The organism is Achromobacter sp. GQ309 (assembly GCF_059759315.1).
Window position 1 is genome coordinate 1 of record NZ_JCAXDP010000009.1, and the last position, 13557, is coordinate 13557.

General features: G+C 65.7%; 14 protein-coding genes. 12 read left to right on the forward strand and 2 right to left on the reverse strand.

The window, feature by feature from the left end:
- Positions 1-581: DUF6708 domain-containing protein (locus tag AC6CIE_RS24570; protein WP_498094382.1), on the forward strand; the 581-nt coding region annotated here is incomplete at its 5' end.
- A 57-nt stretch (positions 582-638) separates the two neighbouring features.
- Here the strand turns inward: AC6CIE_RS24570 and AC6CIE_RS24575 are convergent.
- On the reverse strand, positions 639-1193 hold the full coding sequence (locus AC6CIE_RS24575) for a hypothetical protein (protein ID WP_498094384.1): 555 nt from the start codon (positions 1191-1193) through the stop codon (positions 639-641).
- Positions 1190-2125 carry a LysR family transcriptional regulator gene (locus AC6CIE_RS24580; protein ID WP_105240897.1) on the reverse strand — a complete coding sequence of 312 codons (936 nt, stop codon included), beginning with the start codon at positions 2123-2125 and terminating at the stop codon, positions 1190-1192. The genes AC6CIE_RS24575 and AC6CIE_RS24580 overlap by 4 nt, the downstream gene beginning before the upstream one ends.
- A gap of 184 nt (positions 2126-2309) precedes the next feature.
- Between AC6CIE_RS24580 and gtdA the strand changes: the two genes are divergently transcribed.
- The 11 genes from gtdA to AC6CIE_RS24635 all read left to right on the forward strand — a co-directional run bounded on the left by gtdA (position 2310) and on the right by AC6CIE_RS24635 (position 13557).
- Positions 2310-3377: a gentisate 1,2-dioxygenase gene (gtdA, locus tag AC6CIE_RS24585; RefSeq protein ID WP_498094386.1), complete on the forward strand. Its 1068-nt coding sequence runs from the start codon at positions 2310-2312 to the stop codon at positions 3375-3377.
- Between the two features lie 64 nt (positions 3378-3441).
- The gene (locus AC6CIE_RS24590) at positions 3442-4140 is read left to right on the forward strand and encodes a fumarylacetoacetate hydrolase family protein (protein WP_239215115.1); all 699 of its coding nucleotides are present in this window, start codon (positions 3442-3444) and stop codon (positions 4138-4140) included.
- 2 nt (positions 4141-4142) lie between these two features.
- Entirely contained in the window at positions 4143-5402 is a 1260-nt protein-coding gene (locus AC6CIE_RS24595) for a flavin-dependent oxidoreductase (RefSeq protein WP_498094520.1), read from the forward strand.
- A gap of 94 nt (positions 5403-5496) precedes the next feature.
- Complete coding sequence (locus tag AC6CIE_RS24600) at positions 5497-6462, forward strand: tripartite tricarboxylate transporter substrate binding protein (RefSeq protein WP_279973660.1); 966 nt, start codon at positions 5497-5499, stop codon at positions 6460-6462.
- An 83-nt stretch (positions 6463-6545) separates the two neighbouring features.
- Positions 6546-7184 carry a maleylacetoacetate isomerase gene (gene maiA, locus AC6CIE_RS24605; protein ID WP_498094388.1) on the forward strand — a complete coding sequence of 213 codons (639 nt, stop codon included), beginning with the start codon at positions 6546-6548 and terminating at the stop codon, positions 7182-7184.
- Positions 7181-7561 carry a chorismate mutase gene (locus tag AC6CIE_RS24610; protein WP_498094390.1) on the forward strand — a complete coding sequence of 127 codons (381 nt, stop codon included), beginning with the start codon at positions 7181-7183 and terminating at the stop codon, positions 7559-7561. The genes maiA and AC6CIE_RS24610 overlap by 4 nt, the downstream gene beginning before the upstream one ends.
- The gene (locus AC6CIE_RS24615; protein ID WP_498094392.1) at positions 7554-8567 is read left to right on the forward strand and encodes a Bug family tripartite tricarboxylate transporter substrate binding protein; all 1014 of its coding nucleotides are present in this window, start codon (positions 7554-7556) and stop codon (positions 8565-8567) included. The genes AC6CIE_RS24610 and AC6CIE_RS24615 overlap by 8 nt, the downstream gene beginning before the upstream one ends.
- 88 nt (positions 8568-8655) lie before the next feature.
- The gene (locus AC6CIE_RS24620; protein WP_498094394.1) at positions 8656-10008 is read left to right on the forward strand and encodes an FAD-dependent oxidoreductase; all 1353 of its coding nucleotides are present in this window, start codon (positions 8656-8658) and stop codon (positions 10006-10008) included.
- A 16-nt stretch (positions 10009-10024) separates the two neighbouring features.
- A complete protein-coding gene (locus AC6CIE_RS24625) occupies positions 10025-11248 on the forward strand; it encodes a 3-hydroxybenzoate 6-monooxygenase (RefSeq protein WP_175139569.1) in 1224 nt (407 codons plus the stop codon).
- Between the two features lie 136 nt (positions 11249-11384).
- Positions 11385-12563: an ABC transporter substrate-binding protein gene (locus AC6CIE_RS24630; protein ID WP_286939399.1), complete on the forward strand. Its 1179-nt coding sequence runs from the start codon at positions 11385-11387 to the stop codon at positions 12561-12563.
- Positions 12564-12642: 79 nt separating this feature from the next.
- Positions 12643-13557, forward strand: a complete 915-nt coding sequence (locus AC6CIE_RS24635; protein ID WP_175184845.1) for a branched-chain amino acid ABC transporter permease — start codon at positions 12643-12645, stop codon at positions 13555-13557.

Consider the following 13557-nt stretch of genomic DNA (forward strand, 5'->3'; position numbering starts at 1 on the left):
GGTACCGTATTTTCTACATTACCCGATTATCAAATTTCTACTTCAACCGCAGACTCAAAAAAGTTTATTACCAACGCAACAAGACCCTTATCCAGTTCGACTGGGCGCAGACTGAGGGTGGCGTATTCGTACGCAATGAATTTGGCGGCGCTGGATTTACCACCAACTTTGCCCTCGCCTTCGGCCCCAAGCCTGCGGCCGATCAAGAGAAGGACCGTGTCGTCCTCTGCGTTGACAGTAACAACAGCAGCGACCCAGACCCGCGATACGTCGCACAGGTGTGGGAATACATCCGGCAGTTCATGGAAGAAGGCCCCGACAGGTTGCCCGCGCCGGGAGAGCCCAACTGGTGGTACGCCCCGCTCCACCGTATCTGCATGACCCCCGCCGAAGCCTGGCGCCACTACGCGCCTTGGCGCACAGGCGAACCGGGCGAGCTGCAAGGCAAGAAAAACTGGCTGTTGCCCATGTGGTTCGTGCTCTTTCCCTACAACATGTTCTCCGCGCTGTGCTGGTACGCGGTGTGCCGCGTCTTCAACGTCCGCGGTGCGCCGCCACCGCCGGAAGCGTTTGGGCGCTAGGAGCTGCCGCGCATTGCGCGGCGCCCTTCAAGCGACAACACAGATGGCTCGTAATCGCTATACCCGCCGCGCCAAACACCGCAGCGCCACCCGATACCCCACAAACACATAAAACCCCGAAGAGTTCATCACCAGCCAGGCGCCCAATCCGCCAAGCACCGCAACCACCGGCCCGACGGCCCTGACGTCGCCCTGTGTCCAGGCGATCCCGCCGAAGCTACCCACCACAATCAACCCGATACAGACCCGTTTCAACAGCACCACACCCTGCACCCGTCCCGCCATCATCAGCACCATCCCGATCGCTAGCGCGAGCGCGGTTCCCGCGCACACCGCCACCAGCGCGAACGCCGCCATTGCCGGTCCCACGAAACGCAGCAGCAGGCTCAACAGTTCAATCCCGACGCCCAGTCCGCCCGCCATCACCAGCACGGACAGCACCAGCGGCGACCACGTTCCTGGCGGCGCGCGGCCCTCTTCCGCTTCCATTTCGGCGACGAAGCTATGCATCGACGCCGCCGTCCCCGGGTCCTTGCCCGCGTTCAGCGCCGCTTCCAGCCGCTGGCACTGTTCGATCAGGGCATTCAGGCCGGAGGCGGGCGCGGGAGTCATAGCCGGGTCACTCCTGGCGCGTGCTCGGCGACCGTATTTCTCAGCGCCGCCATGGCCTCTTCAACGGCAACCGGCCGGAACGCATCCTCGCGCCAATACATCGCCACCGAGCCGAATCCGGACAGCCTTACGGGGATGATGCGCATCGCCCGCATCTGCGAAAACCGCAGCGCGGCACGGTGCGAGGCGACGCCGATCATGTCGCTGTTGTTGATGAGGGTCAGGTTGACCGTCACCGAGTTCGACTCGATATGGTCCGGCGGTGGCGCCTGGCCTGCTGCGGCGAGCGCGGCGTCCACCGCGTTGCGGATGGGCGTGCCTTTGGGCCACAGAATCCAGCGATAGGACAGCAGATCCTGCCAGCTTGGCTGCTCCACCGCGAACAGCGGATGGCGGGGCCGCGCCACGAGATGGATGGGCTCCAGGTAAAGCGCCTCGAAGCGGATCGCCGGATCGTGATGCTCGGGCGCGGAACGTCCCACGACAATGTCTAGATCTCCTTGTGCCAGTTGCGCCAGCAGGCGATCCGTCGTGCCCTCCACCAGCTTGACGCGCGCCTGCGGCATGCGCTCGAGCAGCTTCATCACGGCCAACGGCACCGTGTCGGACGCGGACGCACCCGATGCGCCGATCACGACGCGTCCGCCGCCGCCCTCGCGCAGCGCCGCCATGTCGGCACTGGCGCGATCCAGTTGTGATTCCACGCGCTGCGCGTGTGCGATCAGCACGTCGCCATGCGGCGTGGGGCGCAGTCCGCGCGCGTGGCGCTCGAAGAGCGGCAGTCCGATGTCGTCTTCCAGATCCTTCAGCCACTTCGAAAGACCCGGCTGCGTCGTATTGAGCATGGCGGCCGAGTGGCTGATGTTGCGGGTCTGGGCCAGGCTGAGCAGCATCTTCAGATTGCGCAGCCGCAGGCGGTGGGTCCAGTCCATGCAGGCCCTCTTGGTGGGAGGTTTGTCTCGTATGTATATGGTTATTGGTATGGATAATAAGATAATTTCATTTCAAACTGCATAGCTCCTGCTCGCATAATCGTCTCCATACCAGGACCAGCTGCGAACCCACGCGGCGGCCGCCCGTAGAAGCCGGCAATAGCCGGACATACTGGAGACAACCATGCACGACGGTCATTCCACCGGCGCGGACAGCGCTGCCTCGGACCGCGCCCTTTACTACGCGCGCATCGCCAAGAAACATATGGCGCCTCTGTGGGAGTCGCTGCACAACCTGGTGCCCCGCCAGCCCGCGCCGCGCTGCGTGCCGGCGCTGTGGAAATATGACGATGTGCGCGACGACGTCATGGCGTCCGGATCGCTGATCACGGCTGAAGAGGCGGTGCGCCGGGTGCTGATTCTGGAAAACCCTGGTCTGCCGGGCCAGGCCAGCATCACGCAAAGCCTGTACGCAGGACTGCAACTGATCCTGCCCGGCGAGATCGCACCAAGCCACCGTCACACGCAATCGGCCCTGCGCTTCATCGTGGAAGGGCGCGGCGCCTACACTGCCGTCAACGGCGAACGCACCACCATGCACCCGGGCGACTTCATCATCACGCCATCATGGACCTGGCATGACCACGGCAACGTGGAAACCGTCGAAGGCGGCGAGCCCGTGGTCTGGCTGGATGGCCTGGACATTCCGCTGCTGCGCTTTCTGGACGCGGGCTTTGCAGAGAACTATCCGTCCGCCACCCAGCCCGTCACGCGGCCCGAAGGCGACAGCATGGCCCGCTTTGGCCACAACATGGCGCCCGTGCGTCACCAGGTGTCGAGCGGCACCTCACCCATCTTCAACTACCCGTACGAACGCAGCCGCGAAGCGCTGGATGCGCTCTACCGTCACGGTGAACTCGACCCGTGGGACGGCGTCAAGCTGCGCTACTTGAATCCCGCCACGGGTGGCTACCCCATGCCCACGATGGCCACGTTCATGCAGTTCCTGCCCGCGGGCTTTCAGGGCAAGACCACGCGCACGACCGACTCCACGGTCTACAGCGTCGTCGAGGGCCGCGGCACCGCGCGCATCGGCGACCAGGAATTCCATTTCGGACCGCGCGATGTCTTCGTCGCGCCGTCCTGGATGCCTGTGCAGCTTGCCGCGCTGGAAGACGCCACGCTCTTCAGCTATTCCGACCGCCCGGTGCAGGACGCGCTGGGCCTGTGGCGCGAAGAACGCGTCGCCTGACCGGCGCGTGCCGATCACCCACCTCGCGCGCCTGACTCTCCATCCCGTCTTCAAAGGATGCTCCATGTCGTTTGTGTTTGCCCCCGCCTCCCCCGTCGCCGTGCCCATCGCCGGCAGCCAGGACAGCTTTCCCGTGCGCCGCGTTTATTGCGTTGGCCGCAACTACGCCGCCCATGCGCGCGAAATGGGCTTTGACCCCGACCGCGAACCGCCGTTCTTCTTCTGCAAGCCCGCCGACGCCGTCGTGCCCGTTGCCGAAGGCAGCACGCTTTCACTACCCTACCCGCCCGAAACGGCCAACCTGCATTACGAGATCGAACTCGTCGCGGCTATCGGCAAGGGCGGCGCCAACATTTCCGTCGACGAGGCCCTGCAGCACATTTATGGCTACGCCGTCGGCCTGGACATGACGCGCCGCGACCTGCAGATGAAGATGCGCGAAGCCGGCCGCCCGTGGGAACTGGGCAAGGCCTTTGACCAGAGCGCGCCCATCGGCCCGCTGCATCCCGCGCAATCGGTGAAGGACATTGAAAAGGCCGGCATCTGGCTGCAGGTCAATGGCGCGGACAAGCAGCGCAGCGACATCGGCAAGCTGATCTGGTCCATTGCCGAAACCATCGCGTACCTCTCCAAGTATTTCCGTCTTGAAGCCGGCGACCTCATCTACACCGGCACGCCCGAAGGCGTGGGACCCGTGGTGCGGGGCGACCGGATGGTCGGCGGCGTCGACGGCCTGGGCACGCTCAGCGTGCAGATGGTGTGACGATGCGCACCGACACCGATGTCATCATCGTCGGCGCGGGCGTCGGCGGCCTGGTGCTGGCGCTGAGCCTGCATCAGGCAGGCATTCCGTGCCGCGTTTTCGAAGCCGTGCGAGAGATCAAGCCGCTGGGCGTGGGCATCAATCTGCTGCCGCACGCCACCCGCGAACTGGATGAATTGGGCCTTTTGCCCGCGTTGGACGCCATTGCCGTGCGCACGCGTGAGTCCGTGTTCTACACGCGGCACGGCCAGTTCATCTATGGCGAACCGGCGGGCACCGACGCCGGTTACGACTGGCCCCAGTACTCCATCCACCGCGGCGACCTGCAAATGGCGTTGCTGGATGCCGTGCGCGAACGTCTGGGCCAGGACAGCGTCGTGGTGAACGCGCGCTGCACGGGCGTGACGCAGGACGCCGACAGCGTCACGGCCAGATTTCAAGACAACGACGGCAATGCGCTGCCGTTCGTGCGCGGCCGCATTGCCGTCGGCTGCGACGGCATTCACTCGGTATTGCGCAAGCAGCTCTATCCGCAGGAAGGCGCGCCGCGCTACTCCGGCGTGAACATGTGGCGTGGCACGACGCGCTGCAAACCCTTTCTGTCGGGCGCGAGCATGGTGCGCGCCGGTTGGCTGTCCACCGGCAAGATGGTGATCTACCCGATTCGCGACAACATCGACGCAGACGGCAACCAGCTCGTGAACTGGGTCGCCGAGATCGAAGCCGAGCAACCTGCCGTGCGCGACTGGAACCGCAGCGGCAGGCTCGAGGACTTCTTTCCGGCCTTTGCCGACTGGCACTTCGACTGGCTCGACGTGGCCAAGCTGATTCAGGACGCAGACTCGATTCTGGAGTACCCCATGGTCGACCAGGATCCGCTGCCCACGTGGACGCAGGGCCGCATGACGTTGCTGGGCGACGCGGCCCACCCGATGGTGCCGCGCGGCTCGAACGGCGCGGGCCAGGCAGTGGTGGACGCCCGCTACCTGACCGGCCAGCTCAAGCGCCTGGGCCTGACGCCCGATGCCTTGCAGCAGTACGACCGCGCCCGAGTCGAAGCCACGACGCGCGTCGTGCTGACCAATCGCAGCAACCCGCCGGACGCGATCCTGCGTGAAGTCCACGTGCGTTCGGCGGACAAGCCTTATACACGGATCGAGGACGTCATCAGCCGCGAGGAATTGGAAGGGATATCGCGTCGCTACAAGGAGGTGGCGGGCTTTGACCCGGTCGCCTTGAAGGAGCGCGCGCCTTACGTGTAGCAGTAGCCGCACCTCAGTGCCCCGGCGAGCGGGTCCCAAGACCCGCCGCCCTTCAAAGCCGGCGCATGACCGGCGACAAACAAGGAGACAACCCATGTTGAAGTTGCTACGTGTTCTGGCTGCCGCGGCGCTGTCCTTTGCGGCCGCGGCGAGCCACGCCGCCTGGCCCGACCGCCCCATCACGCTGGTGGTGCCCTTCACACCCGGCACCGGCATCGACCTGATTGCCCGCCAGTTGGCGGCCAGCCTGCCGCAGACGCTGGGCCAACCCGTCGTCGTCGAGAACCTGGCCGGCGCCAGCGGCAATATCGGCAGCGAAAAGGTCGCGCGCGCCAACCCCGATGGCTACACATTCCTGGTCACGGTCAACACGTTCGTCATGAACAGCAGCCTCTACAAGGGCAAGCTGCGCTTTGATCCGCAACAGGACTTTGCGCCGGTCGGCCTGACCTCGTGGGGCTCGCTGCTGCTGGTCACGCATCCGTCCAATCCCGCCAACACCGTCGCCGACGTGGTGCAGGCGGCCAAGGCCGCGCCGGGCAAACTGAGCTACGGCACGCCCGGCGTGGGCACGCCCCATCACCTTTCGATGGCGCTGTTTCTGGACCGCACCGGCGCCAGCATGCTGCACGTGCCGTACAAGGGCACGGCGGGCGCCGTTACCGACATGCTCGGCGGACGGCTCGACTACATGTTCCTGCCCGTTCACGTGGCGCTGCCGCAGGTGAAGGGCGGCAAACTCAAGGTGATCGCCACCGGCAGCCCGAAGCGCCTGCCGCAGCTGCCGGACGTGCCCACGCTGACGGAAGCCGGACTGCAGGGCGCCGACGTGGACATGTGGTACGGGGTCCTGGCGCCGAAAGGCACGCCGCCCGCCATTGTCGACCGCATGAACCAGGCGATCAACGCCATCTTGCAGACGCCCGCGACCGCCACGGCATTCGATGCGCAGGGCATGGTGCCGGCCACGTCAACGCCTGCCGATTTTGGATCCCTCATCGCCCGTGACGCCAAGCGCTGGGACGACGTCGTCGCCCGAACCGGCATCACGGCCGAATGAGTGTGTCCGGCACCAACGTTCCTGCCCTGAACGTCCCTGAAAGATCCGCCCACGGCCAACCGTCCTCACGAAACGCCCCATCCATGCAACTGCACAACTTCTTCAACAGTTCGACCTCCTACCGCGTGCGCATCGCGCTTGCCCTAAAAGGTCTGTCCTACGAATACCTGCCCGTGAACCTGCGCAAGCAGGAGCAGCGAGCACCAGACTATGTGGCGCGCAATCCGTCGGCCGGCGTGCCGCTTCTGATCGACGGCGATGTGCAGCTTTCGCAGTCACTCGCCATCATCGACTATCTGGACGCCACGCATCCCGAGCCGCGGCTGATTCCGGCCGACGCGCTGGCGCGCGCGCGCGCGCTGGAACTGTCCCAGGCCATCTCGTGCGACATCCATCCGGTCAACAACATGCGCATCCTTCGCTATCTGCAGGAAGTGCTGGGCGCGACGGACGCACAGAAGAACGCCTGGTATCACCACTGGATCCGCGAAGGCCTGACGGCAGTGGAAGCGCTGCTGGCGCGTCACGGACACGGCGCGTACTGCTTTGGTGACGCGCCCACGCTGGCGGACTGCTGCCTGGTGCCGCAGGTGGCCAACGCGCAGCGCATGGGCTGCGACCTGTCCGCCTATCCGCGCATCCTGCGCATCGTCGAACACTGCAATGCGCAACCCGCCTTCCAGCAGGCCGCGCCTGCACAGCAACCGGACTACACCCAGTGAGCAAAGAACCCGACACCCACGGCGCGCCGCTGCGCGAGTACACCGATCCGGCCTATCGCCCGCTGTGCGCCAATCTGGCCGACGTGCGCGCCAATATCGACCGGCTGGACGACGAAATCGTGCGGCTGATCGCCGAACGCGCAATGTACGTGAAGGACGCCGCGCGGTTCAAGCGCGACGCCTTTCAAGTGAGCGCGCCCGCGCGTCAAGCCCAGGTATTTGAAAAGGCGCGAGCGTTCGCCCAGCGCCACAACCAGGGCTTCTCCAACCTGGAGCAGGTGGTGGACGCCACCTATCGCGCGATGGTCGCCGCCTTCATCGCCAATGAACAGACCTACTTCGACACCATGAAGGACATGGGAGACACGCATGCTTGACGCTTCGACCTTGCTACCTGGCCGCGCAGTGGCGCGACGCATTGCGGCACTAAGCCTTGCCGTGCTGGCGCCGCTGGCCGCGACCGCCACCGCCACCGCCGCCGAGGCCTGGCCGACGCAGCCGCTCAAGGCAGTGGTGCCGTTCGGTCCAGGCTCGAGCCCGGACCAAGTGGCCCGCATCGTCACCGAAAAGGCGGGCGCAATCCTCGGCCAGACCATCGTTGTGGAAAACAAGCCGGGCGCCAGCGGCAACATCGGCACGTTCGCCATCGCCAACGCCAAGCCCGACGGCTACACCTTCGGCGTGTCGATCACCGGCCCGCTGGTGAACAACACGCTGCTGTTCGACAAGCTGCCCTACGCGCCCGCCACGGACCTGGCGCCGCTGACGCTGGCGGTGCATCAGCCCAACGTGCTGGTCGTCCCGGCCTCGGCCGGCATCGGCAACATTGGACAGCTGCTGGACGCGCTGAAGAAGAATCCGGACAAGTACAACTTCCCGTCGCCGGGCGCGGGCACGGTGTCGCATCTGGCGGTCGAACTGCTGCTGCAGCAGATCGGCGCGCGCGCCACGCACGTGCCCTACCCGTCGTCGCCGGCGGCGCTGACGTCGCTGCTGTCGGGCGACACCCAGTTTGCCGCGCTGCCGCCCATTGCGGTGATGCCGATGGTGAAGGATGGCCGGTTGAAGGCGCTGGCGGTGACGTCGTCCAAGCGGTCCGCGCTGCTGCCCGACATTCCGACGCTGGCGGAAGTGGGGGTGCAAGGGATCGAGGGTTCGGCGTGGATCGGCTTTGTGGTGTCGTCCAAGGCGCCGGCCGATGTGCAGAAGAAGCTGTCCGACGCGCTGATCCAGGCGATTCACGATCCCGAGGTCGCCAAGCGGCTGCAGGCGCAGTTCATGGATCCGGTGGGCGATACGCCGGCGCAATTCCGCGGCTACATGGATGACGAATTGAAGCGCTGGGAGCCCCTGATCAAGAAGCTGGGGATCAAGGGCCAATAACTGTGCCAATAAGCGGCCAGGAAGTGGGCCAAGAAGTGGGCTAAGAAGGACGGCGCACGCCGGCTGCAATGAACGCAAGGAGAGTCAGATGGTCATCACCGAACCCGCCCGTCAGGTGCCGCTGTATGGCGAGTACGAGGTCGTCGTCCTGGGCGGCGGCCCCGCCGGGGTGCTGGCGGCCGCCAGCGCCGCGCGCAACGGCGCGAGCGTGCTGCTCGTGGAGCGCTACGGCTTCCTGGGCGGCATGGGCACCGCCGCGGGCGTGTCCAACTTCTGCGGATTGCACGCCAACATCCACGGCGACATCCGGCAGGTGGTGCACGGCATGACCGACGACCTGCTGGACCGCATGCGCGCGATGGACGGGCTGAACGATCCGCACCTGATCCTGGGCAAGATCCACGCGCAGGCCTACGACATATCGGCCTTCAAGTGCGCGGCGGATGGCCTGGTGCAGGACAGCGGCGCGCAGGTGCTGTTTCATGCGCTGGCCACGGGTCTGACGCGTGACGACGCGGGCCGCGTGGACGCCCTGTTCCTGGAAACCAAGTCCGGCCGCTGCGCCGTGCGGGCAAAGATCTTCATTGATTGTTCGGGCGACGCCGATATTGCGCACTGGGGCGGTCTGCCATTTGAAAAAGGCGACGCCCACGGTCACATGCTCTACCCGACGCTGATGTTCAAGGTGGGCAATGTGGACGGCGCGCGCGCGCAAGAGGCCTGGAAAACCATCCCGGCGCTGATGGACGACGCCGCCGCCAGCGGTGAATTCACGTTTCCGCGCAAAGGCGCCATCGTGCGGCCGCAAAAGCACGATTACGAATGGCGCGTCAACGTCACGCAGCTTGCCAATGCGGACGGCAGCGCGGCGGACGGCACCGACGCGGAGTCCCTGTCGGCAGGCGAGCTGGAAGGCCGCCGGCAGATCATGAACTACCTGGCGTTCCTGCGCGCCAAGGTGCCCGGCTTTGAACACGCCTATGTGCTGGACATCGCGCCGCAGTTGGGCATCCGCGAAACGCGCCGCATCGTCGGCGAGGCCGTGCTGACGCAGGAGCACGTACTGGGCTGCGCGGATTTTCCGGACAGCATCGGCGTGAACGGCTGGCCGTTGGAAATGCACACGGCGGGCGACGTGAAGTGGGTGTGGCCGCCCATCCCCGAATCGCGCGGCTACAACCAGCTGCCGTTTCGCATGATGGTGCCGCGGCGCGGACCGGGCGTGGCCAGCAACGTGCTGGTGGCTGGCCGATGCGCGTCGATGACGCACGAGGGGCAGTCGGCGGCGCGCGTCAGCGGCAGCTGCTTCGTCATGGGCGAAGCCGCCGGCACCGCATCCGCGATGGCGCTGCGCGACGGCATTGCGCCCGGCGACGTTTCCATTTCCGCGCTGCAGGCGCAATTGAAGCAACAGGGCGCCTTCCTGGGCGGCCACGACTGAACCGCGAGATTCCGACATGACTACGAACCAGGCGGCAAACCCGAAGACGCAAACCGTGATCGTCGTGGGCGGCGGCATTGGCGGGCTGGCGGCTGCGCTGGCGCTGACACGGCAGGGCATTGCCGTGCAACTGCTGGAGCAGGCCGCGCACATCGGCGAGATCGGCGCCGGCATCCAGCTTGGCCCCAATGCCTTCGCGGCGCTGGATGCCCTGGGCGTTGGCCGCACGGCGCGCGAGCGCGCGGTCTTCACGGACCACATCATCATGATGGATGCGGTGGACGCCAGGGAGGTCGTGCGCATCGACACCGGCGAAGCGTTCCGAGCACGGTTTGGCGGCCCGTATGCGGTGATTCATCGCGCCGACATCCATCTGTCCATTCTGGAGGCCGTGCAGCAGGACCCGCTTATCCAGTTCCGCACGTCTACGCAGATCGCCAGCATGACGCAGGACGATCACGGCGTGGAAGTCGTGGACACGCATGGCAACCGCTACCGCGCTGACGCGTTGGTGGGCGCAGACGGCGTCAAGTCCGTGATCCGCGAGCGCATGGTGGGCGATCCGGCGCGGGTGACGGGTCACGTGGTCTACCGCGCGGTGGTCGAAGAGGAGAACATGCCCCGGGAGCTGCGCATCAACGCCCCGGTGCTGTGGGCCGGGCCGCATTGCCACCTGGTGCACTATCCACTGCGCGGCGGGCAGCAATACAACCTGGTCGTCACCTTCCATAGCCGCGAGCAGGAAGAATGGGGCGTGCGGGAAGGCAGCAAGGACGAGGTGCTGTCGTACTTCCAGGGCATACACCCGACGCCGCATCAGATGCTGGACCGTCCGACGTCATGGAAGCGCTGGGCGACCGCCGATCGCGAGCCGGTGGAACAGTGGGGCGAGGGCCGCGTCACGATCCTGGGCGATGCCGCGCATCCCATGACGCAATACATGGCTCAGGGCGCCTGCATGGCGCTGGAAGACGCCGTGACGCTGGGCGAGGCCATCAGGCAGTGCGAGCACGACCTGCCCGCCGCCTTCCGGTTGTACGAATCGGTCCGCATCCCGCGCAGTGCGCGCGTGGTGTGGTCGACACGCGAAATGGGCAGGCTCTATCACGCGCGCGGCGTGGAGCGCACCGTGCGCAACATGCTGTGGACGGGGCGCAGCCAGGCCCAGTTCTATGACGCATTGCAGTGGCTGTATGGGTGGAAGGTGGAGAACTGCCTGGCGGGAAGCGCGCCGCAATAGACGGCGCGGCAATGAAGGACGCAGCAAAAGATGCAGAGAATGACACAGCAATAGTCGCAGCAAAAGACACAGCAGGGAAAACGCCGCTTGCCAAAGAGCATCCGGCATACAAGCATCAGTACAAGAGGAGACAACCATGCACAAAAGCACCATCCGCGGCGCAGCCGCCGTCATGCTGTCATTGGCCTCGTACGCGGCCAGCGCCCAGCAGAAACCTGTGGATATCGGATTCATCGGCACGCTGTCCACGCCTGCCGGCTACATCGGCGAAGACGAGCGCGACGCCTTCATGCTGGCCGTCAAGGAAGGCGGCGGCAAGCTGGGCGGCGTGCCGGTCAACGTGCGCGTCGAAGACGACGCGCTAAAGCCTGCCAACGCCAAGCAGATTGCCGACAAGATGGTGCAAGGCGGCGTGCGGCTGTTCACCGGCATCAATTTCTCGAACGTCATGGCCGCGGTCGGGCCTACCGTGCTCAACGCTGGCGCCTTCTACGTCAGCCTGAACGCCGGCCCGTCCAACTTCGCCGGCAAGGCCTGCAACCCCAATTACTTCTCGGTGGCGTTCCAGAACGACTCGTACGCCGACACAGCCGGCATGGCGGCCAATGAGCTGGGCGCCAAGCGCGTGGTCATCATGGCCCCGAACTACCAGGCCGGCCGAGACGCCATCGCCGGCTTCAAGCGCACCTACAAAGGCGAGATCGCCGACGAAATCTACACCAAGCTCGAGCAGGCAGACTTCTCGGTGGAGCTGGCGCGTATCCGCTCGCTCAATCCCGACGCCATCTTCCAGTTCCATCCGGGCGGCGCGGGCATCAACCTGACCAAGCAGTTTGCCAACTCGGGCCTTGCGGACAAGATCAAGATGATCACGCCCATCTACTCGATGGACGACCGCATGCTGGCCGCCACCGGCACCGCGGGCAAGGGCTTCTACCTGAGCTCGCTGTGGAGCGCCGACCTGGACAACCCGCAGAGCAAGCACTTCGTTGAAGCCTTCACCAAGGCCTACAACCGCGCGCCCACCGCCTACGCGGCCCAGGCCTACGACACCGCCAATCTGATCGGCTCCGCGTTGAAGGCCGTGAACGGCGACATCACCGGCAAGCCCGACGACTTCCGCAATGCGTTGCGGCGCGCGGACTTTCCCAGCGTGCGCGGCAAATTCAAGTTCGGGCCGAACCAGCATCCCATCCAGGACTGGTATCTGCTGCACATTGAAGCGGGCCCCGACGGCAAGCTGGTCTACAAGAACCTGAAGGTGCTTGCCCGCGACCACACTGACGTGCACGCCGCGGACTGCAAGATGCCATGACGCGGCACAAGGTGCGCGGCGCCGGGCTCGCTGGCGCCGCGCGGCCTAGCCATTCAGGCTCTCCCGAGAAGGAGTCGCAATGCTGATGTTCCTGGAGCAGGTCCTGAACGGCCTGCAGTACAGCGCCTTGCTGTTCTTGTTGTCGGCGGGATTGACGCTGGTGTTCGGCATCATGAACGTCATCAACCTGACGCACGGTTCGTTCTACATGGTGGGCGCGTTCTGCGCGGCCAGCGCGGCGGCGTCCACGGGCTCGTTCGTGGCCGCCCTGCTGGCTGCGCTGGCTGGCGCGGCGCTGTACGGGCTGATCGTCGAACTGCTGGTCATCCGCCACCTGTACCGGCGCGATCACCTGGATCAGGTGCTGGCCACGCTGGGTCTGACCCTGTTCACCAATGAACTGGTGACCGTGCTGTTCGGCCGCAGCCCGCCCTTCATGGACATCCCGCCTTTTCTGTCGGGATCCGTCGCGCTGCTGCCCGGCCTGAACTATCCCGTCATGCGGCTCGCCTTCATCGGTGCGGGCGCGCTGGTGGCGGTGGGCCTCTGGTTGCTGATCTCGCGCACACGGGTCGGCATGCTGGTGCGCGCCGGCGCCGACGACGGCGAGATGGTCGACGCGCTGGGCGTGAACATCCAGCGCCTCTTCACTTTGATCTTCACGCTGGGCGCCCTGCTCTGCGGCTTTGCGGGCGTCATGGCCGCGCCTTTGCTGGCCGTGGAGATCGGCATGGGCGAGCGCATTCTCATCACCACCTTCGTCGTCATCGTGGTGGGCGGCGTCGGCTCCGTGCGCGGCGCGCTGGTGGGGTCGCTGATGATCGGCATGACCGATGCGCTGGGGCGCGCCTACATCCCCTTCTGGATGTCGCGCCTGTTGCCGCCCGAGCTCTCGGACTCCGCGAGTTCGAGCCTCGTGTCCGCCAGCATCTACATCCTGATGGCCATCGTGCTGCTGTTCAAGCCGCGCGGACTGGTGCCGGCCCAGCGCTAG

Coding starts and splice junctions, on each gene's coding strand:
- AC6CIE_RS24575 (WP_498094384.1), bottom strand. CDS start 1,193: ATGACTCCCGCGCCCGCCTCCGGCCTGAATGCCCTGATCGAACAGTGC.
- AC6CIE_RS24580 (WP_105240897.1), bottom strand. CDS start 2,125: ATGGACTGGACCCACCGCCTGCGGCTGCGCAATCTGAAGATGCTGCTC.
- gtdA (WP_498094386.1), top strand. CDS start 2,310: ATGCACGACGGTCATTCCACCGGCGCGGACAGCGCTGCCTCGGACCGC.
- AC6CIE_RS24590 (WP_239215115.1), top strand. CDS start 3,442: ATGTCGTTTGTGTTTGCCCCCGCCTCCCCCGTCGCCGTGCCCATCGCC.
- AC6CIE_RS24595 (WP_498094520.1), top strand. CDS start 4,143: ATGCGCACCGACACCGATGTCATCATCGTCGGCGCGGGCGTCGGCGGC.
- AC6CIE_RS24600 (WP_279973660.1), top strand. CDS start 5,497: ATGTTGAAGTTGCTACGTGTTCTGGCTGCCGCGGCGCTGTCCTTTGCG.
- maiA (WP_498094388.1), top strand. CDS start 6,546: ATGCAACTGCACAACTTCTTCAACAGTTCGACCTCCTACCGCGTGCGC.
- AC6CIE_RS24615 (WP_498094392.1), top strand. CDS start 7,554: ATGCTTGACGCTTCGACCTTGCTACCTGGCCGCGCAGTGGCGCGACGC.
- AC6CIE_RS24620 (WP_498094394.1), top strand. CDS start 8,656: ATGGTCATCACCGAACCCGCCCGTCAGGTGCCGCTGTATGGCGAGTAC.
- AC6CIE_RS24625 (WP_175139569.1), top strand. CDS start 10,025: ATGACTACGAACCAGGCGGCAAACCCGAAGACGCAAACCGTGATCGTC.
- AC6CIE_RS24630 (WP_286939399.1), top strand. CDS start 11,385: ATGCACAAAAGCACCATCCGCGGCGCAGCCGCCGTCATGCTGTCATTG.
- AC6CIE_RS24635 (WP_175184845.1), top strand. CDS start 12,643: ATGCTGATGTTCCTGGAGCAGGTCCTGAACGGCCTGCAGTACAGCGCC.